A 24,060-nucleotide genomic window follows, 5' to 3' on the forward strand; every position below is an offset into this window, starting at 1 on the left:
TCCTGCGTCATCCACGATGAAATCCTCTGAGATTCGCCGCCAGTTCCTGCAATTCTTCAAGTCGAAGGGACACACCATTGTTCCTTCGTCGTCGCTCGTCCCCGGCAACGACCCGACCTTGCTCTTCACCAATTCGGGCATGGTCCAGTTCAAGGACGTCTTCACGGGCAAGGAATCGCGGTCGTACACGCGCGCCACGTCGTCGCAGCGCAGTGTGCGCGCCGGCGGCAAGCACAATGACCTGGAGAACGTGGGCTACACCGCCCGCCACCATACGTTCTTCGAAATGCTGGGCAACTTCAGCTTCGGTGACTACTTCAAGCGCGACGCCATCCAGTACGCCTGGGAACTGTTGACGCAGGTCTACAAGCTGCCGGCCGAAAAGCTCTGGGTCACCGTGTACCAGGAAGACGACGAAGCCTATGACATCTGGGCCAAGGAAGTCGGCGTGCCGGTCGAACGCATCATCCGCATCGGCGACAACAAGGGCGCGCGTTACGCCTCGGACAACTTCTGGCAGATGGCCGATACCGGCCCCTGCGGCCCGTGCTCCGAGATCTTCTTTGACCACGGCCCCGAGATCTGGGGCGGCCCCCCGGGATCACCCGAGGAAGACGGCGACCGCTACATCGAGATCTGGAACCTGGTGTTCATGCAGTTCGAGCGCGACGCCGCCGGCAACATGCCGCGCCTGCCGCGTCCCTGTGTCGATACCGGCATGGGTCTGGAGCGTATCGCCGCCGTCCTGCAAGGCGTGCATTCCAACTACGAAATCGATCTTTTCCAGAAACTGATCACCGCCGCCGCTCGCGAAACCGGTATCCAGGATCTGGAAAACAACTCGCTCAAGGTCATCGCGGATCACATCCGCGCTTGCTCGTTCCTGATCGTGGACGGCGTGATCCCCAGCAACGAAGGCCGCGGCTACGTGCTGCGCCGCATCGTGCGCCGCGCGCTGCGCCATGGGTACAAGCTGGGCCAGACCAAGCCGTTCTTCCATCGCCTGGTGCCCGATCTGGTGGCCGAAATGGGTGAGGCCTATCCGGAACTGGCCGCCATGGCGGATCGCGTTTCCCAAGTGCTCAAGCAGGAAGAAGAGCGTTTCGGCGAAACCCTGGAACATGGCATGCGCATCCTGGATGCGGCCCTGGCCAATGTGGCCAAGGGCGGCGTGCTGGACGGCAACACGCTGTTCACGCTGTACGACACCTACGGCTTCCCCGTGGACCTGACCGCCGATATCTGCCGCGAACGCGAAGTGGAAATCGACATGGCCGGTTTCGAGGTTGCCATGGAGCGTCAGCGCGATCAGGCGCGCGCTGCCGGCAAGTTCAAAATGGCCGAAGGCCTCAGCTACGAAGGTGCTCACACGCGCTTCGAGGGCTACGAAAAGCTGGAACTCGACAACGTCAAGGTGACGGCCCTGTACGTGGACGGCACCCAGGTGCAGCAAGTGACGGCAGGCCAAAGCGCCGTGGTCGTTCTTGACGCCACCCCGTTCTACGCCGAGTCGGGCGGCCAGGTGGGCGACACCGGTTTGCTGGAAGCGGACGGCATGCGCTTTGCCGTTGCCGACACCCTGAAGATCCAGGCCGGCGTGTTCGGCCACCACGGCACGCTGGAATCGGGCTCGCTGTCCGTTGGCGATACCTTGCTGGCCCGCGTTGACGCGGTGCGCCGTGCGCGCACGATCCGCAACCACTCCGCGACCCACTTGATGCACAAGGCCTTGCGCGAAGTGCTGGGTGCGCACGTGCAACAGCGCGGTTCGCTGGTGGATCCCGACAAGACCCGTTTCGACTTCGCGCAAGACGCGCCGATGACCGCCGAGCAGATCGCGCGCGTTGAGGCCATCGTCAACGCTGAAGTGCTGGCCAACCAGCCCACCGTGGCCCAGGTCATGGCTTACGACGACGCCGTCAAGGGCGGCGCCATGGCGCTGTTCGGCGAAAAGTACGGCGATACCGTCCGGGTGCTGGATATTGGCTTCTCGCGCGAACTCTGCGGCGGCACGCACGTCAGCCGCACGGGCGACATCGGCCTGTTCAAGATCGTTTCCGAAGGCGGCGTGGCCGCAGGGGTGCGCCGTATCGAGGCCATCACCGGCGACAACGCCCTGGTTTGGGTGCAGAACCAGAACGCCTTGCTGAACCAGATCGCGGGCATGCTGCGCAGTACCCCGGCCGACGTGCCGGCACGCATCGCGCAGGTGCAGGATCAGGTCAAGGCGCTTGAAAAAGACCTGGAGCAATCCCGCAACAAACTCGCCGCCAGCGCGGGCAACGATCTGGCCACCACCGCAGCCGTCGACGTCAAGGGCATCAAGGTTCTGGCCGCCAGCATCGGCGACGTGGATCCCAAGGCCCTGCGTGGCATGGTCGACAACCTGAAAGACCGCCTGAAGCCGGCCGTCGTGCTGCTGGCTACCGGTTCCGCCGATGGCAAGATCAGCGTGGTGGGCGGCGTGACCGCCGACCTGACTGACCGCATCAAGGCCGGTGACCTGGTTGGCTTTGTCGCCAGCCAGGTGGGTGGCAAGGGCGGTGGCCGTCCCGACATGGCCATGGGCGGCGGCACGGACATTGCCGCGTTGCCTGCGGCTATCGCCGGCGTCCAGAAGTGGGTGGACGAGCGTCTCTGATGGACAGCGTTGATACCGGTCTGGATGCGGGCGCGCAAGCGCCTGCCTTCGAGCAGGAAGTGGATGCCACCGGCTTGACCTGCCCGCTGCCCATCTTGCGTGCCAAGAAGGCATTGGCGCAGATGGCCAGCGGCGAAGTCTTGCGCGTCATCACCACGGATCGCAACGCTATTCGCGACTTTCAGGCCTTTGCGCGGCAGACCGGCAACGCGCTGGTCGCCCAGCAAGAAGAGGACGGCCGCGGCGTGCATTACCTGCGCCGACGCTGAGCCGACCTGGCGGCAGATTCTGGTCTTCATCCTCAGACCCTGCCGCCAGTCTCACGACTTCCCTCTACCTGGCTGACAACAACGCGCCGGCACCCGATGTGACGGGTTCCAGCCCCAAGTGCTCCAACATGCGCCACACCGTGCAGGCGGCCGTCGACACGACTGGGATCTCCATCGTGTCTTGCACGACCTGGAGCGCCGGCAGAGATGGCATTTGCACGCAGGCCGACAGCACGACAGCGTCGACGCCGCGTGTGTCCAGGCGCTTGACGTCTTCAATCAGCTGCATCGGGTCGCGCCGACCCACATCAAGATTGTCGGGAATCTCGAAGCTCATGGCGTCCACCACCTCGATGCCTTCGTTCTCGATATAAGCCACCACCTTGTCGGTCAGCGGCCGCATGTACGGCGCCATCAGAGAGATCTTGCGTGCGCCCAGACGATGCAGGCCATCGATCAGGGCGCCGGCAGAAGTCATGACGGGCGCCAGGCAATGGTTGGCGCGGGCGATCTCGCCCAGTTCGTTTTCGGTCTGGCGGTGGTAGCCCGGCCCCATGGCCATGATGGCGACAAGGCAAGCGGTGCTGATGACGTCCATGCGCGCGTCGGCAAGTTCCGCGGCACAGCGCAGTCCTTCGCGGTTCATGGCTTGCAGTTCGGCGGGCGTGACCTTGTGCATGCGCATGCGGCTGCTGTGGAAAGTGAAGCGCTCTGGCCGAATGGCCTCACGCGCACGCAACATGGCCGGGATCTCCGTTTCCATGGTGGTATTGGAACTGGGGACGATCTGGCCGATGCGGTAGGGGCGGCTCATGGTGTTTCCTTTGCGGTTCAATCCAGGGAAATGTTGGCTTGCTTGACGATGTCGGCGAAGCGGGCGGAGTCCTGCTCCTGGGCGCGCACGACCGTCGCGGCATCACCAACCCAGGGTTCAAAGCCAAATGTCCGGAAGCGCTCGCGCACGGCGGGGGCTGCCAGCGCCGTGGTGATGGCGCTATTCAGGCGCTGGATCACGTCGGCCGATGTGCCCTTGGGGGCAAAGGCCGCCACCCAGGTCTTGAGCTCGAAATCGCTCGGACCACCGGCTTCCGACACGGTGGGCACGTCGGAATAGAGCGGCAAGCGCGCAGGTGCCGCCAGAGCCAGCAGCTTGACCCGCTTGGCCTGATACAGGTTCTGCACTGTCGCGGCCGTGCCGAAGGCCCAGTCCACCTCGCCATTGGCCACGGCGGTATACAGCTGCGGCAGTTCCTTGAAGGGCACGTGCGTCATGGTCGTGCCGGTCTTGCGCTCGAACAGGGTCGAACCGACATGCGCCACGCTGCCCATGCCCCAGCTTCCGTAAGTCAGCAGGCCCGGCTGCTTGCGTGCGGCTTCGATCAGGTCGGTGACGCTGCGCCATGGCGAATTGGCCGAGACGACGATGAAGAAGTTCGTGGTGTAGATGGGGGCGACCGCCGCGAAGTCCCGCACGGGGTCGAAGGGCATCTTGCTGTACAGATGGGGTTGCAGCGTCATGTGGGTGTTGTCCACCACTGCCACCGAATAACCGTCGGGCGCCGATCGCTTGATTTCGCCAATGGCCAGCCAGCCGTTGGCGCCGGGCTTGTTCTCGACGATGAAAGGCTGTTTCCACGTGGCCGTCAATTGTTCGCCGATGATGCGGGTCACCGCATCCGGGCCGCTGCCTACCGAATAGGGCAAGATGGCGCGCACGCTGTGGCTGGGATACGCGGAAGGCTGCGCTTGGCACGCACCTCCCAGAGCGGTCAGGGCGATGAACGCCAGGATCAGTGTTTTTTTCATGTCTCCTCCATATTCCATGGATGGTGTTATCGGATGGCCAGGCCATCCTTGTTGCCGGCCGTCTGACCCGTCCTGGCTTCATAGGCTGCGGTAAATGATGGGTCGCGCTGGCGCAGATCCTCATGGCTGACCTGCCCCGTGCGCCGCATGTAGTCGTAGGCGAAGGACACCGGATTCAAGTGCATCTTGTCGGCGACGTTCTCGTACCAATCCAGGCTGCGGGCCGCGGCCGTTTGGAAATTGGACGACGCCGGCCGACGCCGCGACTCGAAGACGGAGAAGGCTGCTTGCACGTCGTTTGGGTGCAGCTTCAGTCCTTCATGCAAGGCGATGGCGTCCTGCATGGCCATGCGCGTGCCAGAGCCCAGCGAGAAGTGCACCGTGCGCAGGGCGTCACCCAACAGCACGATGTTGCGATGGGACCATTTCTCATTGCGCACGATGTTTGCCTCGAACCAAAGGGAGCGATTGCCCAGCAGTTCATGGGCGCCCAGATCGGCCCGGAACACGTCGGCGCAATATCGCCGGCTTTCTTCTTCACTGGCACAGTCCAGACCTGCGCGGCGCCAGGTGTCAGGATCGACCTCGACCAGGAACGTGCTCAGTTCCGGGCTGTATTGGTAGCTATGGGCGATGAATATCCCATGCCCGGTCTGGCGGAAAATGAGCGATACGGGATGGAAGCGCTGCCGTGTGCCATACCAGGCGAACTTGTTGCGCCGCCGCTCGAAGCTGGGCTGGAAGTGAGCGGCGAATTGCTTGCGCACGGCGCTGTTGGAGCCATCGGCGGCAATCACCATGTCGACGTCGTCGGCCAGGCGCGAAACGTCTTCGATGCGGTGGTCATGGGTGATGCGAACCCCCGCCTTCAGGCACGCCTGCTCCAGCACCTTCAGCATGTCCAGCCGCGAGGTGCGCGAAAAATGGTTGCCTTGCACTTGGATGCGTTCACCCCGGTGCACGATCTCCATGTAGTTGCAGTGCTCATGGTGCGCGACAAAGGCCTGGAAGAACTCGGGGTCAGCCTCGCGCAGGAAGGCCAGGCCGATATCCGAGAACACCACGCCCCATCCGTAAGTCGCGCCCTGCGGATTTTGCTCGTAGACCTGGATGTCGTGGTCGGGATTGTGCTTCTTGGCAAGCAAGGAGAAATACAGGCCGGCGGGGCCAGCCCCAATAACGGCGATCTTCATGATGCTGAACTCCTGGAGGGCGCGGCTTGCGCGCAATCTGCCTGATAGGCAAGCAAGGCGCTGCGCATGGCGGCGGGGATGGGGATGGCCCGGCGTTCGCCGCGTGCCACGCAAACCGGCGTCAGCCGTGCATCGAAGGCTGGCAGGCCCCGCACGCTGGCTGCGATATGCAAGGTGTAGGAACGTTCGCCGATGCGCTCGACGTGAACCGCCATGTCGAACTCTTCATCGGGCCAAAGCGATGCCTGGAAATCGAAGGCCAGCGCGCGTGTCGGGGTGCCGAAACCGTGCTCATCCTTGAGCCGCTGCGGCGTGCCACCCAGCAGCCGTCCATAGAAGAGTTCGGCGGCCGAGATCACGTATTCGCTGAAGGTCACGGTGTAGACCACGCCAGCGGGATCACAATCCCCCCACTTGACTCGTCTCCGGACGACGAAGGGCGTTTCGCTGACCACGTACTCGGTGCACATCATGGCTGGCCTCCTGCCGCGCGGGCCGCTTCGTCATTGAGTATTTCGCCGATCAGCCGGCGCAGCGCCGTCTTGTCGAGCTTGCCTACCTTGGTCACGGGGAATGCGTCGATGACTTCAATGCGCTCGGGGCATTTGTATTTCGCCAGACCCTGCGCCACCAGGAAGGACAGCAATTCCTGTACGGAGGGGGCGGCGTGCCCGGGGCGCGGAATAATGAAGATGCAGCCTTTTTCGCCATAAAAGGGATCGGGCATGGCGACCAGCCGCGCCTCGGACACCGCGGGATGCGCGCTGACCAAGGCCTCGACTTCCTCGCAACCGATCTTCTCGCCGCCCCGGTTGATGTTGTCGCGCAGGCGGCCCTCGAAGGTGTAGTGGACCTCACCGTCATGGACGTGCTCGGTCATCATGTCACCGGTGCGGTAGAAGCCGTCCGAGGTAAAGGCGTCGGCATTGGCTTGCGGCGCATCGAAGAATCCGGGCACGGTGGAGGGGCCTCGAAAACAGAGCTCGCCCATCTGGCCGGGAGCCACGAGTGTCTCGGTGCCGGGCGCCAGCAGCCGGATCTCGTCTTCGGCGGCGCCCGAGCGACCTTGGGTCTTGTGGCGCACATGGGCGGGCGCGCTGGCCGGCGAGCCCAGCAGCAAGCCCTCGGTGATGCCGAACAGATTGGAGCAGGGGACGCCCAGGTGCGCTTCCAGACGGTCGGCCGCGCTCATGGTGGTGAACAGCCGCAGCGAAGACAAATCATGCCGCGCAAGATCGGCATAGGCCATCAGTTGCGGGGCGATGGGACCGATGGAGATGGCGCGGGTGACGTGGTGTTCTTCGATGAGCTCCAGCATGCGCGGCACATCCACCCGCGACATGAATACCGCCGACAGTCCCATCAGGACCAGGGGCATCAGCACATAGACTTGCGCGGCGTTGTGCAGCAAGGGCAGCGCCCAGATGATGCGGTCGTCCTCGCGCAGTTGGTAGTGTTGGGCGCAGGCCAGCGCGTGCGCCAGATACTCGGCATGAAAGCGGGGGATGATCTTGGGCACCCCGGTGGTGCCGCCCGATAGCTGGAAGCCCAGTACATCTTCGCAGCCGGGTTCCTGTCCGATCAACCGGGTACGGGCACGCGCCAACGGCATGCCGTCAATGAGCTCTTGCAGGGACAGTCCGCCGGCCGCTTTCCCTCGCGCCACGATCAGATGCTCAAGCCCGGGATGGGCCTGCATCATCCGCGCCGCGAATCCGGGCAGGTCGAACGCGCTGAAGTCAGCCTGGACAAAATAGGCGCGTGCACCCGATTGGCGGATCAACTGTCCGATTTCAAGTTCACGATGCTGCGGCAGCGAACACACGGGCACGATGCCGGCTTTGTAGCAGGCCAACAGCGCAAGTGCGGTTTCCAGCGTGGTGCCCATCTGGAAGATGGCGCGGTCGCCGGGGCGCAAGCCCGTTTCCAGCAAGGCAGCCGCCAGCCGTTCCGTGCGGGCGTCCAGCTCGGCGAAGCCGAGACTGCCTTCGGCGGTGATGATGGCGAGGCGGTCGCCACAGCGCTGTGCCGTCGCGCGCAAGGCCTGTCCGACCGTCAGGGGACGCCAGGCGCCGCTTGCGAAATAGCCGTGAGCCCGTTCCTCGGGGTGATATATGACGCCCTCTATGGGGTAGCGAATGTTCCGCATGTCTGTCTCCTCCTTGTCTGGCTTACGCGGCCATGGGCTCGATTCGTACGTGGTCGCGGTCCAGCACGGCGATGGTGCCGCTTACCCCGCCCGTGAACAGCCCATACCAGACAGCGGGCTTCAGACCGAGCGTCTTGCGGCGAAACTCCAGGGGGCCATCACCCTGGATGCAATCGAAATGTTCTCCCTGCACCACGGCGCAATCGTCGCGCTGTTCCGCATCGCGCACGAGCGGCGCGAACTCCTCCACGCGGGGCACGAAGATCCGTACGCCCGGCTTGCTGCCGTCCTGGTCCGTCAGCAAGGCTTCGACCAGTGCAGCCTTGCGCGTCCAGATTCCATCGATATGAGTGATGCGCCTTCCGGCGGCCAGGGCTTCATCCTCGGCTTGGATCGCGGCCTGTAGGGTCAAGTCCGCGTCCACCGCGTCGATGTTGCCCAGCGGGCGCAGTTTGCGCGTGAATTCAATGAAGTAGCCATTGGGATCCCGCACGTAGATGGACTCGATCACTTCGTGGCGGGTCTCGACGGAAACCTCCAGGCCGGCGTCTTCCAGTTTCTTCTTCCAGGCCTTGAGCTCATCTTCGTCTTGCACCACCCAGGCCGTATGCGTAGCGTCGCCGATATGGTCGTCGGGAAGCGGACGCATGCGGCTGCGGCCGTGCAGGGACTCGGGTTCTTCGGAGCCCAGGTAGTAGAAGAAAGCGATCGTGCTGCCCTGGCCGCTGTCGAAGAAGAAGTGCAGGAAATCAGGATGCGTCTGGGGGCCCCAGCCGCGTGCGGAAATGACATGGACAAGCGGCAGTCCAAGGATGTCACGATAGAACTCCACGGTCGCACGCAGGCGCCAGGTGGGCCTGGCGGTATGGTCCACGCCGTGCAGCCTCAGGGGGGCGGGCGTCAATTGAGATGCAGTCATGCGGCTACTCCGTCAGTCAAGGATTACAGGAAACGTGCTTGCAGCCAGGCGGCGAGTTCGCGGCCAGCGAGATAACGCCCGGGCTCTTCGCCGTCTTGCAGGGCGCGGCCGTGGTGATCGCCACGGATGCGCAGATGTTGTTTGTCGGACGCCGCGATGGCGTCGCGGATCGCTCGCACGTCGGCGGGAAAACAAGCCTGGTCGCCGGTGTATTCAATAAGCAAGGTGGGCTGGACGATGGCTGGCGCCGTATGGGCGAGGGCCGCGTTGGACGAAAGGCCCGACCAGGTCGACAACCAGCTCTCGGGCGTGCAGAAGCGTGCGAAGCCGACGGCGCCATAGTTGGAGGCATAGGGATCTTTGCCCCATAGCGAGCCAGGGTGGCGGTCGGACGGATCCCGCTCCAAGTCCAGGCAGCGCAAGTCTGCGTCGGTACGCCAGACGGTAAGCACAGGCGTATGGGCCGCCCGGCGTCGGCAGTCGGCTGACGTATCCGTGCCGCTCTTGACCTGTTCGCGCGCCTGTAGCCGCTCGGCGATCATCTTTTGCGCCACGGCATCCAGGCGAGCCACGCGCGCCTGCTGAGCGGCCCGATAGCGGGAGACGAAATCCGGCGCATAGCGCGCTTGGCCTTTGGGCCGGTAGCCGTTGCCCGGATCCAGCGGGTCCAGGTCCGGCGTGACCGATAGCGCGTCCTGCTCATCGGCGACCGACGGATCAATGCAATTCATGAGCAGAGCGCCCTGGCCGGGGTGCGGACCCACCAGCACCATGCCCTGCACATCCGGCATATCCAGTTCGGCCAACCCAGTGCGTTTGCCGCCCGGGGTGCGCGCCAGGCGTTGCGCACCGGCTAGCGCCGATTGCTGGGCGTAGAGGGAGTAGAGACCGGCGCCGCCCGAATTGCCCAGCAACACGATATGGACGAAACCCTGTTCGCGCAGGAAGCGCAGGCCTGCCGCCACATCGTGCAAGGCGATTTCGTGCTCCAGGCGCAGGTCGTTCCCGACCGAACGCGCGCCTTGCGACCATGCCGCGCAGCCTGCGCCGACGATGTCCGGGATCAGGTAATGGCAAGCCATGAATTCGCGCGGGTGCATCACGCACACCACCGTGTCGGGACGCTTGCCGGCGGGCAAGTAGAGCGAACCGGACGTCGCGGCGCCGTCGTCGGTACGCAGCACGACATTGCGAGTCGAGGCGCCCGCAGGAAGGTCGCGAGGGTTCCAGTCGGTATTCAGAAAGCCCGCGTTGACCGGGCCCGTAGAGGTTTCGATTGCCACGTTTGTCTCCTTTCCACGCTGCAAGGCAGCCTGTTTTGTCGCATTAGACAAATATTTGACGTCAGTGTCAATTAAAGTAAATAATTTGACGTGAGCGTCAATTTAAGGAAAATAATGGGCGATTCGACGGGCCCGGCGGGAAAGGGAGCCCGTTGCCGTGCAGCAGTGAAAGGACACCGCAACCGTGACTGACGTACCGATCAAGGCAAGCCTGAAGGGCGAGGCGCTGCGCAGCGCCATCCTCGATGTGGCGGCAAAGCTGTTCATCGAAAGAGGAACGGCCGGCACCAGCATGCAGGACATCGCCGAAGCCCTGGGGCTTAGCCGCACCGCGGTCTACTACTATTTCAAGAACAAGGAAGCCATCCAGCGGTCGCTGACCGAAGAGGTGCTTAGCGCCGCGCGCAAGCTGGCAGGCGAGACGGTTGCGCGAGACGACATCGACCCGGTAACCGCTTTGCGCGCCTTGGTTGCGCAACACGCCGAACTGATCTTGTCGCGCCCCGCGGAGTTCCGTGTGGCCGACCGCACCGAGGCTGACATGAGCCCGAAGCAGCGGGCATCGGTGCAGAGCTCACGCCGCAACGTGCTGGAAAATTTCAGCAGCGTGATCGAACGGGGCGTGCGGGAAGGGCAGTTCCGGATCGTCGATGCACACGTCGCGGCGTTCAGCCTGATCGGCATGTGCAACTGGTCGGCCTGGTGGTACAAGCCCAGCGGGCGGCTCAGCCGGGCGGAGGTTGCCGGCATCATGGCGGAGATGGCCGTCAATGCGCTACTGCGCGATGAGGCACGTCGTCCCAGGGAGCCCGCTGATGTGCGGGAATCGTTGCGCTTGGTCCGCGAAGACTTGGACTACCTGGAGAAGGCAGTCCTTTCCGCTCGTTGAGCGTAGCGCGCAGCCATGACAGACATGACAAACACCCGCACCGTCCTTCTCGAACGGTGCGGGCGTTTCGCTAGCCCGAAGGCAGGCGGCATGGCGCCTGCGTGCTTACTTGTGGATGGCCGCCGCGACCGCCTGGGTGATGGTGAAGTCCACCAGGTCGCCTTCCTTGAGCTGCTGCAAGCGCGCTTGCAGGGCAGGATCCTTGACCTGGATCGTGCGCATGCCGCCTTGCGGACCTTTCAGCGTGACCAGATTGGCGCTTTTGTTGATGTGCCAGATCTCGGCCGTGATCGTGGTCTGACGGCCCACCGCGCCGCCCGGCTTGGCGCCCTTCGCGTTGCGCGTGGCGGCGGTCTCGGTCACGACTTCCGGGGCGCCGGAGCCTGCGCGGCGCACGTCGACCGCGACGGACTCGTAATAATCCAGCGTCAGCATATCGCCGGGCTTGATCTGATTGAAGTTGCGGACATCCGAGCCGGCCACGACGTCCACGGAGTTACCGTTGGCGCCTTGCAGCGTGATGGTGCGCGTAGCAGGGTCAACGGCCGTGACCTTGCCCGATGCCGTGGTCAGCGCCGCGCCAACAACGCGGGCGGAAGCGGCAAGCGGCATCGCCAGTGTGCCCAGCAACAGGCCTGTCAGCGCCAGGCGCGCGACGGGGGCGAAGACGGATTTCTGGTTCTTCATGGTGTGGCACCCTCCAGAGAGGAAGTGTTGGGGAAAAAACACGGGAAAAAACGCGGGGAAAACCGGGGACACGGCAAGACGGCGGGAAATTCCGCTCGTCAGGACGATGGTTTGAAAACAGCAGAAAGGCGGCGCCGTAGCGGCGTAGCCGGGGGGAGCAAAGCGTAAGGTCTTGCGCAGGTCGACATAAAACCGATCTCTCCAACCGGGTTATTCTTCACACGCACTCAAGTTCAACCGCACGAAATGCAGACGCAGCGCGGCTTGGGAGGCTACACTTTCATCTGCGGCGGGCTCCGGCCCGTATTTGTAGAATACCCGGATGTGGTGTTTTAGGATACAAATTGCGCCGCCACAACTGATTCAGCACCTGCATTTGCCAGCAGGCTCCTTTAAGTGCTAGAATTTCCCGTTTTTCACAACTAATTCAAGGGATTACCTATGGTGGTGATTCGCCTGGCCCGCGGTGGGTCCAAGAAGCGTCCGTTTTACAACCTGGTGGCCACCGATTCGCGTAACCGTCGCGACGGCCGCTTCATCGAGCGCGTGGGTTTCTACAACCCCGTTGCTAGCGAAGGCACGGAAGGCCTGCGTATTGCGATGGATCGCGTGCAATACTGGACCGGCACTGGCGCACAGCTGTCGCCTGCTGTCGAGCGTCTGGTCAAGGACTACTCGGCTAAAGTTTCCGCCGCAGCTTAATTGCCTGCGTCGTACAGCCAGCCGTTAGTTCAGCTGTAAAGCTACCATTCTTAGCTGTTTCATTATTACCAAGAGCGCGATACATGTCTGATGCCGCAACCTTCAACGCGGCACCTACGGATTTGATCGAGCTGGGCCGCATCACAGCAGCCTACGGTGTGAAAGGCTGGGTTAAGGTGCAGCCACATTCGGCCAATGCCGAAGTGCTGCTCTCAGCGTCTCAATGGTGGTTGACTCGCCCTGTGCCTGAATTGGCGCGGGGCGCTGTCGCGTCTGCGCCTGTCGCAATCAAGGTTTTGCAAGTCCGTCCGCAGGGTGCCACCGTGGTGGCCCAGCTGGCAGGCATTGCGGATCGCGATCAGGCGGAAGCCTTGCGCGGGTACTCCGTGCAAGCGCCGCGCGGTTCTTTTCCCGCGCCCAAGGAAGACGAATACTACTGGGTCGACCTCATCGGTTGTTCGCTGTATACCAGCGCCAACGGTGAACCCGCGCTGATTGGCGTGGTGGATGAAGTCCTTGATAACGGCGCTCACGCCGTGTTGAAGGTCTTCTGCCAGAAGGTTGGAGCCGAAGGGCCCGAACCTATCGTGAATGCCAAAGGCCGACCCGCCGAAATGCTTGTTCCGTTCGTACGTGCGCACATACACGCCGTCGATCTGGCTGCTCGCCGCATAGACAGCGACTGGCCGGCGGATCTTTGATGCGATTTGACGTCATTACGCTCTTTCCCGAAATGTTCGGGGTGGTGCGCGATCTGGGCGTCACCGGCCGCGCGCATGCGCAAGGCCGGTGGTCCCTGCACGCCTGGAATCCCCGTGATTTCACGCAGGACGTCCATCGCACGGTGGACGACCGACCTTATGGCGGCGGCCCCGGAATGGTGATGATGGCGGCCCCTTTGGAGGCCGCGGTCAATGCCGCCCAGGAAGCGCGCGCCGCGCAAGGCCTGGGCCGTGCCCCGGTAGCGCTGCTGGCGCCTGTTGGCCAGCGCTACGATCAAGCGGGCGCAGAAACTCTGGCTGCAAGTGACGGAATCATCCTGATTTGCGGCCGCTACGAAGGCGTGGACCAGCGTTTCATTGAACGTTGCGTCACGCACGAAATCTCGCTGGGCGACTTTGTGTTGTCCGGGGGAGAGATTGCCGCCTTGGCGGTGATTGATGCTGCCGTGCGCCTGGTGCCCGGCGTGCTGGGCGATGGCGATTCCGCCTTGCAGGATTCGTTCAACGACACCTTGTCCGGCCTGTTGGACAGCCCGCATTACACACGCCCCGAAGTGTATGAGGGCGAATCCGTGCCCGCGCCGCTACTCAGCGGCCATCATGCCAATATCGCCCGCTGGCGGCGCGAACGTTCGCTTGCGCTGACGGCTGCCCGTCGTCCTGAGCTGATTCAATCTGCCCGTGCCAAGGGTTGGTTGAACAAGGCGGACGAGCGCTATCTGGCAGAACTGGCCGGCACTTACGACCCTGCCGCCGACGCGCCCAAGCGCCGGCGCAAACCGTCGGCAAAGCCGGCCCAGCCTCCGAAGACCTCAGACGAGTCCTAAGCGGTTTCCTCCGCTGATCTGCCTGCAAACGCTAGGGATGTTCCTAGGTTGTGGGCAGTTCGGCTGCTCCTTAGTATTGAAAATTACATGCAAATGAAATTTTCATATGACGCGATCCTCTTCTGGCCGATCCGCCCCTGAACGTCGAGCCGCACTGCCGTCCATGGCCAGTGCGTTGGCGGGCAGGCCCGAATCCGCCGTTGATCTCTGGTTGGGCCAGCAACTGCGCCAACTGCGTAAGCAGCAGGGCCGTTCACTGGCGGAAGTGGCCCGGGCTTGCGGGATGTCATTGGGCCTGTTGAGCCAGATCGAGCGTGGCCTGAGTTCCGCATCGGTAAAGGTGCTGCACATGCTGGCGCGCGAGTTCAATGTGTCCGTGAATTCGCTGCTGCGCAACGCCGAACACACGCAAAGCGAAGACGGCGGCCGTGTTGCCCGCGCCGGCACGCACCGCTTTATCGACTTGAGCGAAAAGGGCATCAGCAAAGAGATGTACACCCCGCCTGCCTGCCGCAGCATGGATCTGTGCCGCGCCACCATCGAGCCCGGTGGCTCCACCGGCCAGGAGCTTTTCGTGACGGGGCAGGGCGAGCAGATCGGCGTGGTGCTCAAGGGGTCGCTGGAACTCTGGGTGGGCGACCGCGTCATGTTGCTCAACGAGGGCGACAGTTTTTGCTACGCCAGCAGCACGCCGCGCCGCTGGCGCAATCCTGGGTCGCAGACGACGGAAGTCATCTGGGCCATCTCCAACATCACTCAAGCCGCGGGGGACGACACGCAACAGGCGCCATAAGCGCACAGCATCCATAGCGGCGCGACGACACAGGGGATCGCCACGCCACCGGACACGCCGCGCGTTGTCCGGACTTCTTTGCCACGATGAGGATATGTCATGAAATTCAAGACTCTGGTTGTCTCGGTATTCGCAGCATTGTCCATGGCCGCGGGCGCGCACGCCCAGACGGTGTTGAAAGTGGGGTCCACACCCACCGGCAGTCCGTTCACGTTTCTAGATACCAAGACCAACAGCATCGAAGGGGTGATGGTCGACATCGTGAAGGCGGTTGGCAAAGAGGCGGGGTTCGAGGTGCAGATTGAACCCATGGCGTTTTCGGCGCTGATTGGTTCACTGACTTCCAAGCGCATCGATATCGTGTCGGCGGCCATGTTCATCACGCCGCAGCGTCAGCAGGTCGTGAGCTTTTCGGAGCCCGTGTATCGCTACGGCGAGGGCCTGATGGTGCTGAAGACCGACAACAAGGACTACAAGTCCTTTGCCGACATGAAGGACATGACGGTCGGTGTGCAGGTGGGTACCGCCTTTGTCGAGCCCATTCAGAAAAGCGGCATGTTCAAGGAAGTGAAGCTTTACGACAACCCGCCCGACATGATGCGCGACGCCAACGCCGGCCGCATCCAGGGCGGCTTCATGGACTACCCCATCGCGGCCTACATCCTGACGCAAGGCAACTATCCCAACCTGAAGATGGCGAAGTCGTATCAGCCCACCATCATGGGTAGCCTGGGGCTGGCCACGCGCAAGGAAGACACCGCGTTGCTCGACCGCATCAACAAGGCGCTGGTCAAGCTGAAGGCGGATGGCGCCATCGATGCCATCTTGAAAAAGTGGGGCTTGTCCGGCGCTTGATGCCGGCCTGATCTCAAGCAACCAAGCGTTATCGCATCAGCCTGGCCGGCGCACACCCGTGCGCCGGCAGGCGGGGCGCATCCCGCGTTTGTGCGGGCTGTCTTGTTGGGGTGGGTAGAGTCATGACGGAATTCTTCAAGGACGCGGCGGAGTACCTGCCGATCTTGCTGCAAGGGGCAAAGCTGACGATCCTGGTGACATTGGGCTCGCTTGTGCTGTCGACGGTGCTGGGGCTGGTATGGGCGCTGATGCGTGTTTCAGGGAACAGGTTCCTGTCCAAGTTCAGCGGCGGCGTCATCAATTTGCTGCGCGGCATCCCGATCATCGTGCTGTTGTTCTATATCTACTTCGTGATGCCCGACATGGGCATTTCGCTGTCGGCGGTGCAGGCCGCCATCATCGGGTTGGGGGTGGCGTATTCCGCCTACCAGGCCGAGAACTTCCGCGCAGGCATCCAGGCCATAGACCGTGGCCAGATCGAAGCCGCGATGGCGATGGGCATGAGCTGGAGCATGACGATGCGGCGTGTGGTGCTGCCGCAAGCCGTCAAGATCGTGCTGCCGCCCTACGGCAACATCATGATCATGATGCTCAAGGATTCCTCGCAGGCGTCGACGATCACGGTGGCCGAGCTGGCCTTGCAGGGCAAGCTGATCGCCGTGTCGACCTTCAAGAACGCCACGGTCTTCTCGTTGGTGGCGTTGATGTACCTGGTGATGTGCGTGCCGCTGATCCTGCTGGTCCGCCACCTGGAAAAAAGGAGCGCCACAAAATGATCGAACTTCAGGGAGTCCGCAAAAGCTTTGGCGCGCTTGAAGTGCTGAAGGGCATTGACGCCGAGGTCACCAAGGGCGAGGTCGTGTGCGTGATTGGTCCATCAGGATCCGGCAAGTCCACCATTCTGCGCTGCATCAATGGGCTGGAACGCTACAACGCCGGACGCATCACCGTGGACGGTGAACTGGTCGATACCGAGGCGCCGTCCATTGTTTCCATCCGCACGCAGGTGGCAATGGTGTTTCAGCGATTCAACCTTTTCCCTCATCGCACTGCGCTGGAAAATGTGATTGAGGGGCCTATCTTCGTCAAGAAAGAGCCGCGCGCGCAGGCCTTGGAGCGTGGCCGCGAATTGTTGGCCAGCGTGGGGCTGGCGGACAAGGCCGATGCGCATCCCAACCAGCTGTCGGGCGGGCAGCAGCAGCGCGTGGCCATCGCGCGCGCGCTCGCGATGCAGCCCAAGGCCATCCTGTTTGATGAGCCGACGTCCGCGTTGGATCCGGAGCTGGTGGGTGACGTGTTGGGCGTCATGCGCAAGCTGGCCGAGGCAGGCATGACCATGGTGGTCGTGACGCATGAAATGAGCTTTGCGCGCGAGGTTGCCGATCGCGTCATGTTCTTCGACGGCGGTGTCATGGTCGAGCAGGGCGCCGCCCGAGAGCTTCTGAATCATCCGCAGCACCCCCGCACGCAGGATTTCCTGCGCCGCGTGCTGCATCCCATGTAGGAAGGAATCATCATGCAGCAAGTGCCGTTTCCTCTTTCTCCGTCGTTATGGGCCGCAACCGCGGCGGCGCCTCCGCCAACCCAGCCGCTTGAGGCCTCCACCCAAGCGGATGTGCTGGTCATCGGTGGCGGTTACGCCGGCCTGAGCACGGCGCTGCATCTGGCCGAGCGCGGCGTGAAGGTGGTGGTGCTGGAGGCGCGAGAGATCGGCTTCGGGGGATCGGGCCGCAATGGCGGTCAAGTGATTCCGGGGCTGAAGTACGACCCTGACGCCTTGATTTCGACGTTCGGCCAAGAGCGGGGCGAACGTCTGCTGCGATTTGCAGGCGCCACCGCGGATTCGGTATTCGATCTGATCGATCGTCATGCCATGGATGTGCCGCATCTCCGCAAGGGCTGGATTCAAGGGGCTCACAACGCCGACGCGCTGCGCATCGCGCACGATCGAGCGGCGCAATGGGCACGCCATGGCGTGGATGCCCAGCCGCTGGATCGCAGTCAGGTCACCCGCCTGCTGGGCACCGATCGTTATCTGGGCGGTTGGGTGGACAAGCGCGCTGGCGCGGTGCAGCCATTGAGTTATGTGCGCGGACTGGCACGGGCCGCACTGAACGCCGGCGTCACCATACACACCGACACCCCGGTCACGGGCCTGACTCGAAACGGCGGCAAATGGACGGCCGCGACCGCCAAAGGAGCGACGGTCAGCGCTGACCGTGTGGTGATGTGCACCAATGCCTACGGCGGCGATCTGCTGCCTGGACTGAAAACGTCCATCATCGATGCCAATACCTTCCAGGTGGCCACCGCGCCATTGCCGGAGTCGGTGCGCGCGGGCATCTTTCCCGAGGGCCATGTCACCTCGGATACGCGCAACCTGCTGCTGTATTTCCGGTTGGACCACCAGGGACGGCTACTGATGGGCGGACGCGGCCCGTTCCGCGAGCCCAAGGGGCCCGCCGACTGGGCGCATCTGGAACGGGTCATGCTGAAGATGTTCCCGCAGGTGGCGGGCACGCCATTTGAATATCGCTGGTGCGGGCGTGTCGCCATCACCCGCGACTACCTGCCGCATTTGCACGAGCCACAGCCCGGTCTGCTGGTCGACATCGGTTGCCAGGGGCGTGGGGTGGGATTGCAAACCAGCATGGGGCGTGCCATGGCCCAGTACGTTGCAACGGGCGATGCCGGCGCCTTGCCCGTGCCGCTGTCGCCAGTCACCTCATTTCCGCTTTACGGGTTGCGGCGCCTCTACGTCAATGCGGTGGTGACGTGGTATCGCATGACCGACGGCGGCGTCTGAGCAGGCCGCTTTTGCAGGTTGGACAATGAAAAACCCCGGAACCAGTCCGGGGTTTCTTGTTTCAGGAGCAGGACGATCGCTTAGTTGCCGAGCTTGGTGCGTTGTTCACGCACCTTCAGCAGGGTCTCGCCAAATTGCGCCATGCGTGCCTTTTCCTGTTCGACGACGGCCGCGGGGGCGCGTTCGACGAAGCTGGCGTTGGACAGCTTGCCGTTGGCCTTGGCGATCTCGCCTTCCAGGCGGGCGATTTCCTTGTCCAGGCGAATGCGTTCAGCCACCACATCAACCTCGACGTGCAGCATCAGGCGGCTGGCTCCCACGACCTGAACCGGCGCACCGGCATCCGGCAGCGTGTCCAGCACATCGACCTGGCTCAGCTTGGCCAGCGCGGCCAGGTAGGGCGCGTTGCGCTTGAGCGTGGGGGCATCGCCCTGAGCGCACAACGGCACCTTCTGGGCGGGCGACAGGTTCATTTCACCGCGCAGCGCGCGCACCGCTTCGACCTGCGCCTTGAGCTCGGCCACGTCGGCCTCGGCGGCGGCATCCACCGCGGCCGGATTGGCTTGCGGATAGGGTTGGACGCTGACACTGCCGGCAACGCCTTCCTGGCGCTTGCCCGCCACCACGGATACCTTCTGCCAGAGTTCTTCCGTGATGAACGGGATGATCGGGTGGGCCAGGCGCAGCACGCATTCCAGCACGCGGATCAGGGTGCGGCGCGTACCCAGTTGCTGGGCGGGCGTGCCGGTCTGGATCTGCACCTTGGCCAGTTCCAGATACCAATCGCAGTATTCGTCCCAGACGTAGCGGTAAAGCGCGTTGGCGATATTGTCGAAGCGGTAGTCGGCGAATCCGCGCGCCACATCGGCTTCCAGCGTCTGCATCTGGCTGATGATCCAACGGTCGACGAACGACGTTTCGCCGGCATCCGAACCCGTCAGGTCATGGCCTTCCGTGTTCATCAGCACAAAGCGCGTGGCGTTCCACAGCTTGTTGCAGAAGTTGCGGTAGCCCTCGCAACGCTTCAAGTCGAAGTTGATGTTGCGGCCCAGCGTGGCGTAAGCGGCCATCGTGAAGCGCAGCGCGTCGGTGCCGAAGGCGGGGATGCCGTCCGGATACTGCCGGCGCGTGGCTTTTTCAATGGCCCCGGCCTGCTTGGGGTTCATCAGGCCATAGGTGCGCTTGGCGACCAGGCGGTCCAGGTCGACGCCGTCGATCAGGTCGACCGGGTCCAGCGTGTTGCCCTTGGACTTGCTCATCTTCTGGCCGTCGGCGTCGCGGATCAGGCCGTGCACGTAGACGTGCTTGAACGGAATCTGGCCGGTCATGTGCGTGGTCAGCATGACCATGCGCGCCACCCAGAAGAAGATGATGTCAAAGCCCGTCACCAGCACGCTGGACGGCAGGTAGCGTTGCAGGTCGGGGGTGTTGTCAGGCCAGCCCAGCGTCGTGAAGGGCACGAGACCCGACGAGAACCAGGTGTCCAGCACGTCCGGATCGCGCTTGAGTTCGCCCGTGACGCCGGCAGCGCGCGCCTGTTCGATGGCGCCGGCTTCGTCGTGCGCCACGAAGATCTGGCCGTCTTCCGAATACCAGGCCGGAATCTGATGGCCCCACCACAGTTGGCGCGAGATGCACCAGTCCTGGATGTTGTTCAGCCACTGGTTGTAGATGGTGGTCCAGTTGTCCGGGTAGAACTTGATGCGGCCGTCGGCCACGACTTCCAGGGCGACTTCGGTGATGCTCTTGCCCGGGTTCAGCGTGCCTTCCGGGGCGGGCTTGCTCATGGCCACGAACCATTGGTCCGTCAGCATGGGCTCCAGCACGACGCCGGTGCGATCGCCCTTGGGCTGCATCATCTTGTGCGGTTCGATCTTGACCAGATAGCCTTCGGCATCCAGCTGGGCAACGACCGCCTTGCGCGCCTCATAGCGTTCCAGGCCCTGGAACTGCTTGGGGCCGTTCTCGTTGATGTGCGCATCCAGCGTGAAGATCACGATCAGCGGCAGATCGTGGCGCATCGCGCAGGCGTAGTCGTTGAAATCGTGCGCGCCGGTGATCTTGACGCAACCCGTCCCGAATTCGGGATCGACGAAATCGTCGGCGATGATGGGGATGTTGCGGTCGCACAGCGGCAGTTCGACTTGCTTGCCGATCAGGTGCTGATAGCGCGGGTCGTCAGGGTGCACGCACAGGGCGCCGTCGGCCAGCATCGTTTCCGGCCGGGTCGTGGCGATGGTCATGCCGCGCAGCGTGACGGTCTGGCCCTCTTTGTCGACAATGGTCTGCGGCCCGTCGACGAAGGGGTAGAGGATGTGCCACATGTGGCCATCGGTCTCTTCGGACTGGACTTCCAGGTCGGACACGGCGGTCAGCAGCTTCGGGTCCCAGTTGACCAGGCGCTTGCCGCGGTAGATCAGTCCCTGTTTATGCAGGCGCACGAACGTTTCCACCACGCCGCGCGACATGCGGTCGTCCATGGTGAAGTATTCGCGCGGCCAGTCGGCCGATGCGCCCAGGCGGCGCACTTGCTCGGTGATGGCGTTGCCCGACTTTTCCTTCCATTCCCAGACCTTTTCCACGAATTTTTCGCGGCCAAGGTCGTGGCGGGAAACCTTCTGGGCGTCCAGCTGTCTTTCAACAACGATCTGGGTGGCGATGCCGGCGTGGTCGGTGCCCGGAATGAACACGGTGTCGTCGCCCGACATGCGGCGATAGCGCACCAGGCCGTCCATGATGGTCTGGTTGAACGCATGGCCCATGTGCAGGGTGCCGGTCACGTTGGGCGGCGGGAACTGGATGACATAGGGCTGGCTTTCCGTCCCCGTTTTTACGTGCTGGCCCGCCGTGAAATACCCGCGCTTGTCCCACTCGGCATACCAGCGGGATTCCAGTTCGGAGGGTTCGAAGCTCTTTGAGAGTTCCGGGGTGTCGCTCGCGGGGTTCGCAGCGTTCGGGGGAGCAGCTTGAGTCATTACAGGGTTCCGGCAAACAGGGCGCCCGGGGGTAGGGATACGGGCAGCAAACCGCTCATTTTAAGATGTAATGCGGTCTTCTCAGCGTGTTAGAATACCGGGTTACTGTAAACCTTTTAGAAGTCCCTGAATTCATTGAGGATTCCTTCAGAAATGCGCACGGAAAAGTGCACGTTTCAGAAATCTGAATCAGAATTGAGGGCGTGTCTGATCGGTAGGCAGTGTCGAATCCCTGCCTTGGCCATGTGGTTCAGGTCGGCCCGAAATAGTCACTGAAACGTTCAAAGAACCATTCAAACCATTCGGACCACCTGTGCGCCAGTCGCGCGATGACACTCTAGGGTGACACCCAAAAGTGCAGAGCCACGCCAGGCAATTCATCAGAAACCAGTCAGAAATCAGCTTTCGGAGTTCCTTATGTCCATCCAACGCACCCTCTCGATCATCAAGCCCGACGCCGTCGCCAAGAACGTCATCGGCCAGATCGTCGGCCGTTTCGAGCAAGCCGGCCTGAAGGTCATCGCCGCCCGCCTGGCCCAACTGTCGCGCGCCGACGCCGAGCGTTTCTACGCCGTGCACTCGGAACGCCCCTTCTTCAAGGACCTGGTTGACTTCATGATCTCGGGCCCGGTCTTCGTGCAAGTGCTGGAAGGCGAAGAAGCCATCCTGAAGAACCGCGACCTGATGGGCGCAACCGACCCGAAGAAGGCAGCTCCCGGCACCATCCGCGCCGACTTCGCCGACAGCATCGACGCCAACGCCGTGCACGGCTCGGACGCTCCGGAAACGGCTGCTGTCGAAATCGCTTTCTTCTTCCCCGAAATCAACATCCACAGCCGTTGATTTTCGCGAAAGCACTGTTTTAGTTTTTTAGCGCTACCCAGGTCATGGAATCCGTCGAACGAATCAATTTGCTGGGGCTGGATGGCTCCGCCCTGTCCGAACTTGTCGGGCAGTGGGGCGGGAAGCCGTTTCGCGCCCGTCAGCTGCAACGCTGGATGCACCAGCGTGGCGCCGATTCGTTCGACGCCATGACCGATCTGGCTCGCGAATTCCGCAGCCAACTCGCGTCGAACTGCCGTATCGAAGCCTTGCCCGTCAATGTCCAGCAACGCTCGACCGACGGCACGCGCAAATGGCTGTTCGATGTGGGGCAGGGCAATGCCATCGAAACCGTCTTCATTCCTGAAGACGATCGCGGCACCCTTTGCATTTCCAGCCAGGCCGGCTGCGTGGTGAACTGCCGCTTTTGCTCGACCGGGCATCAGGGCTTCAACCGCAACTTGAAAACCAGCGAAATCATCGGTCAGCTGTGGTGGGCCAAGCGCGTGCTGGAGGCCGACATCGGCACCGCCCGCCTGGAAAGCGCCAAAGCCACCGAAGATACGCGGGTCATCAGCAACGTGGTCATGATGGGCATGGGTGAACCCTTGCTCAACTACGACCAGGTTCTGCCGGCCTTGCGCCTGATGTTGGACGACAATGCCTACGGCTTGTCGCGCCGCCGCGTCACGGTGTCCACGTCGGGTGTCGTCCCCATGATGGACCGCCTGTCGCAGGACTGTCCGGTGGCGCTGGCTGTCTCGCTGCATGCGCCCAACGATGCGCTGCGCGACGAGCTGGTGCCGCTGAACAAGAAATACCCGTTGAAAGAGTTGCTGGCGGCTTGCGAGCGCTATCTGGCGTTTGCTCCGCGCGACTTCATCACGTTTGAATATTGCATGCTGGACGGCATCAATGATACCGATCAGCACGCCAAGGAACTGATCCAAATTGCACGCCAGTTGCGCTGCAAGCTCAATCTGATTCCGTTCAATCCCTTCCCCGAGTCAGGGCTCAAGCGCTCGAACTCCGCACGTGTCAAGGTGTTTGCGCAGCGTCTGATGGACGCTGGCATCATCACCACCGTGCGCAAGACCCGGGGTGACGATATCGATGCAGCTTGTGGTCAACTGGCAGGAGAAGTGCGGGACCGTACTCGGATCACCGAGCGCAATGCCGCACAGCGCCAGACCATACCAATTAAACAGGTGCATGCATGACGCAGGATTTCGCTTCTGCAGTTTCTGAAACGCCCGCAAGCGCTGCGGGCAGCGTGGGCTCGGCATTGCGCTCGCTGCGCCAGTCCAAGGGCTGGTCGCTCGACGAAGTATCCAGCCGCATCAAGTTTTCCACGAAGCAGATCGAAGCCCTTGAAAACGAAGCGTGGGCAGACCTGCCCACCGGCGTTTCCCTGCGCGGCCTGGTCCGCAACTATGCGCGCCTGCTGGGCGCGGATTCGCAAGCCATCGTTGATTCGCTGGATCCGAAGGCTCGCGTTACCGGCCCGGTGAAGCTGAGCCCGGGCGCCCTGCATTCGGCGCATTCCATCCCGCAGTCCAGCGCCGATGACGAGCGTTCGTCGTCCATGCCCTGGGGCTGGCTCATTGCCATCGTGCTGGTGCTGGCTGCCGGCGTGGCATATGCCTTCTGGCAAGGCTGGTTGCCGCAGCAATGGCTGCCGTTCGACTGGCTGCCGAAGCCGACCAAGTAACCCGGTTCCAC

23 protein-coding genes are annotated in these 24,060 nt (G+C 62.8%); 14 read left to right on the top strand and 9 right to left on the bottom strand.

The window, feature by feature from the left end; genetic code table 11:
• Positions 1 to 16 precede the first annotated feature (16 nt).
• Positions 17 to 2,641 (top strand): alanine--tRNA ligase, encoded by a 2,625-nt coding sequence (alaS, locus tag HV753_RS22195; protein WP_175176749.1) that lies wholly within the window; start codon positions 17 to 19, stop codon positions 2,639 to 2,641.
• Complete coding sequence (locus tag HV753_RS22200) at positions 2,641 to 2,910, top strand: sulfurtransferase TusA family protein (RefSeq protein ID WP_175176750.1); 270 nt, start codon at positions 2,641 to 2,643, stop codon at positions 2,908 to 2,910. The genes alaS and HV753_RS22200 overlap by 1 nt, the downstream gene beginning before the upstream one ends.
• Before the next feature lie 64 nt (positions 2,911 to 2,974).
• Here HV753_RS22200 and HV753_RS22205 read toward each other — a convergent pair whose 3' ends face one another.
• The 7 genes from HV753_RS22205 to HV753_RS22235 are packed head-to-tail and all read right to left on the bottom strand — an operon-like array spanning position 2,975 to position 10,260.
• Entirely contained in the window at positions 2,975 to 3,724 is a 750-nt protein-coding gene (locus HV753_RS22205) for a maleate cis-trans isomerase family protein (protein ID WP_175176751.1), read from the bottom strand.
• Positions 3,725 to 3,741: 17 nt separating this feature from the next.
• On the bottom strand, positions 3,742 to 4,716 hold the full coding sequence (locus tag HV753_RS22210) for a Bug family tripartite tricarboxylate transporter substrate binding protein (RefSeq protein ID WP_175176752.1): 975 nt from the start codon (positions 4,714 to 4,716) through the stop codon (positions 3,742 to 3,744).
• A gap of 26 nt (positions 4,717 to 4,742) precedes the next feature.
• Positions 4,743 to 5,909 carry an FAD-dependent monooxygenase gene (locus HV753_RS22215; RefSeq protein WP_175176753.1) on the bottom strand — a complete coding sequence of 389 codons (1,167 nt, stop codon included), beginning with the start codon at positions 5,907 to 5,909 and terminating at the stop codon, positions 4,743 to 4,745.
• Positions 5,906 to 6,382, bottom strand: coding sequence for an acyl-CoA thioesterase (locus HV753_RS22220; protein ID WP_175176754.1), 477 nt, complete (start codon positions 6,380 to 6,382; stop codon positions 5,906 to 5,908). The genes HV753_RS22215 and HV753_RS22220 overlap by 4 nt, the downstream gene beginning before the upstream one ends.
• Positions 6,379 to 8,058 carry an AMP-binding protein gene (locus tag HV753_RS22225; RefSeq protein WP_175176755.1) on the bottom strand — a complete coding sequence of 560 codons (1,680 nt, stop codon included), beginning with the start codon at positions 8,056 to 8,058 and terminating at the stop codon, positions 6,379 to 6,381. The genes HV753_RS22220 and HV753_RS22225 overlap by 4 nt, the downstream gene beginning before the upstream one ends.
• 22 nt (positions 8,059 to 8,080) lie before the next feature.
• Positions 8,081 to 8,977, bottom strand: coding sequence for a VOC family protein (locus HV753_RS22230; RefSeq protein ID WP_175176756.1), 897 nt, complete (start codon positions 8,975 to 8,977; stop codon positions 8,081 to 8,083).
• Positions 8,978 to 9,000: 23 nt separating this feature from the next.
• The gene (locus HV753_RS22235; protein ID WP_175176757.1) at positions 9,001 to 10,260 is read right to left on the bottom strand and encodes an alpha/beta hydrolase family protein; all 1,260 of its coding nucleotides are present in this window, start codon (positions 10,258 to 10,260) and stop codon (positions 9,001 to 9,003) included.
• 184 nt (positions 10,261 to 10,444) lie between these two features.
• On the opposite strand from HV753_RS22235, the gene HV753_RS22240 reads away from it, so the two are divergent.
• Positions 10,445 to 11,149, top strand: a complete 705-nt coding sequence (locus tag HV753_RS22240; RefSeq protein WP_175176758.1) for a TetR/AcrR family transcriptional regulator — start codon at positions 10,445 to 10,447, stop codon at positions 11,147 to 11,149.
• 105 nt (positions 11,150 to 11,254) lie between these two features.
• Here the strand turns inward: HV753_RS22240 and HV753_RS22245 are convergent, their stop codons facing one another.
• A complete protein-coding gene (locus HV753_RS22245) occupies positions 11,255 to 11,836 on the bottom strand; it encodes a hypothetical protein (protein ID WP_175176759.1) in 582 nt (193 codons plus the stop codon).
• A 441-nt stretch (positions 11,837 to 12,277) separates the two neighbouring features.
• On the opposite strand from HV753_RS22245, the gene rpsP reads away from it, so the two are divergent.
• From rpsP to HV753_RS22285, 8 genes are all read left to right on the top strand, one after another.
• Positions 12,278 to 12,538: a 30S ribosomal protein S16 gene (rpsP, locus tag HV753_RS22250; protein WP_175176760.1), complete on the top strand. Its 261-nt coding sequence runs from the start codon at positions 12,278 to 12,280 to the stop codon at positions 12,536 to 12,538.
• Between the two features lie 83 nt (positions 12,539 to 12,621).
• On the top strand, positions 12,622 to 13,239 hold the full coding sequence (rimM, locus tag HV753_RS22255) for a ribosome maturation factor RimM (RefSeq protein ID WP_175176761.1): 618 nt from the start codon (positions 12,622 to 12,624) through the stop codon (positions 13,237 to 13,239).
• On the top strand, positions 13,239 to 14,087 hold the full coding sequence (gene trmD, locus HV753_RS22260) for a tRNA (guanosine(37)-N1)-methyltransferase TrmD (protein ID WP_175176762.1): 849 nt from the start codon (positions 13,239 to 13,241) through the stop codon (positions 14,085 to 14,087). The genes rimM and trmD overlap by 1 nt, the downstream gene beginning before the upstream one ends.
• A gap of 106 nt (positions 14,088 to 14,193) precedes the next feature.
• A complete protein-coding gene (locus tag HV753_RS22265; protein ID WP_175176763.1) occupies positions 14,194 to 14,880 on the top strand; it encodes a helix-turn-helix domain-containing protein in 687 nt (228 codons plus the stop codon).
• Between the two features lie 99 nt (positions 14,881 to 14,979).
• On the top strand, positions 14,980 to 15,735 hold the full coding sequence (locus HV753_RS22270; RefSeq protein WP_175176764.1) for an ABC transporter substrate-binding protein: 756 nt from the start codon (positions 14,980 to 14,982) through the stop codon (positions 15,733 to 15,735).
• A 122-nt stretch (positions 15,736 to 15,857) separates the two neighbouring features.
• On the top strand, positions 15,858 to 16,511 hold the full coding sequence (locus HV753_RS22275; RefSeq protein ID WP_175176765.1) for an amino acid ABC transporter permease: 654 nt from the start codon (positions 15,858 to 15,860) through the stop codon (positions 16,509 to 16,511).
• Entirely contained in the window at positions 16,508 to 17,239 is a 732-nt protein-coding gene (locus HV753_RS22280; RefSeq protein ID WP_175176766.1) for an amino acid ABC transporter ATP-binding protein, read from the top strand. Before HV753_RS22275 ends, HV753_RS22280 begins: the two co-directional genes overlap by 4 nt.
• A gap of 12 nt (positions 17,240 to 17,251) precedes the next feature.
• A complete protein-coding gene (locus tag HV753_RS22285; protein ID WP_175176767.1) occupies positions 17,252 to 18,541 on the top strand; it encodes an NAD(P)/FAD-dependent oxidoreductase in 1,290 nt (429 codons plus the stop codon).
• 80 nt (positions 18,542 to 18,621) lie between these two features.
• Here the strand turns inward: HV753_RS22285 and HV753_RS22290 are convergent, their stop codons facing one another.
• On the bottom strand, positions 18,622 to 21,516 hold the full coding sequence (locus HV753_RS22290; RefSeq protein WP_175176768.1) for a valine--tRNA ligase: 2,895 nt from the start codon (positions 21,514 to 21,516) through the stop codon (positions 18,622 to 18,624).
• Positions 21,517 to 21,933: 417 nt separating this feature from the next.
• Here HV753_RS22290 and ndk point away from each other — a divergent pair, with 417 nt between their 5' ends.
• Genes ndk through HV753_RS22305 form a run of 3 tightly spaced genes read left to right on the top strand, consistent with a single transcriptional unit; the run spans position 21,934 to position 24,049 of the window.
• The gene (ndk, locus tag HV753_RS22295; RefSeq protein WP_054427443.1) at positions 21,934 to 22,359 is read left to right on the top strand and encodes a nucleoside-diphosphate kinase; all 426 of its coding nucleotides are present in this window, start codon (positions 21,934 to 21,936) and stop codon (positions 22,357 to 22,359) included.
• Positions 22,360 to 22,403: 44 nt separating this feature from the next.
• Positions 22,404 to 23,558 (top strand): dual-specificity RNA methyltransferase RlmN, encoded by a 1,155-nt coding sequence (gene rlmN / locus HV753_RS22300; protein ID WP_175176769.1) that lies wholly within the window; start codon positions 22,404 to 22,406, stop codon positions 23,556 to 23,558.
• Entirely contained in the window at positions 23,555 to 24,049 is a 495-nt protein-coding gene (locus HV753_RS22305) for a helix-turn-helix domain-containing protein (RefSeq protein ID WP_175176770.1), read from the top strand. Before rlmN ends, HV753_RS22305 begins: the two co-directional genes overlap by 4 nt.
• The last annotated feature ends 11 nt before the right edge of the window (positions 24,050 to 24,060 follow it).

This window comes from Achromobacter pestifer, assembly GCF_902859625.1.
Lineage (GTDB): Bacteria > Pseudomonadota > Gammaproteobacteria > Burkholderiales > Burkholderiaceae_B > Achromobacter > Achromobacter pestifer.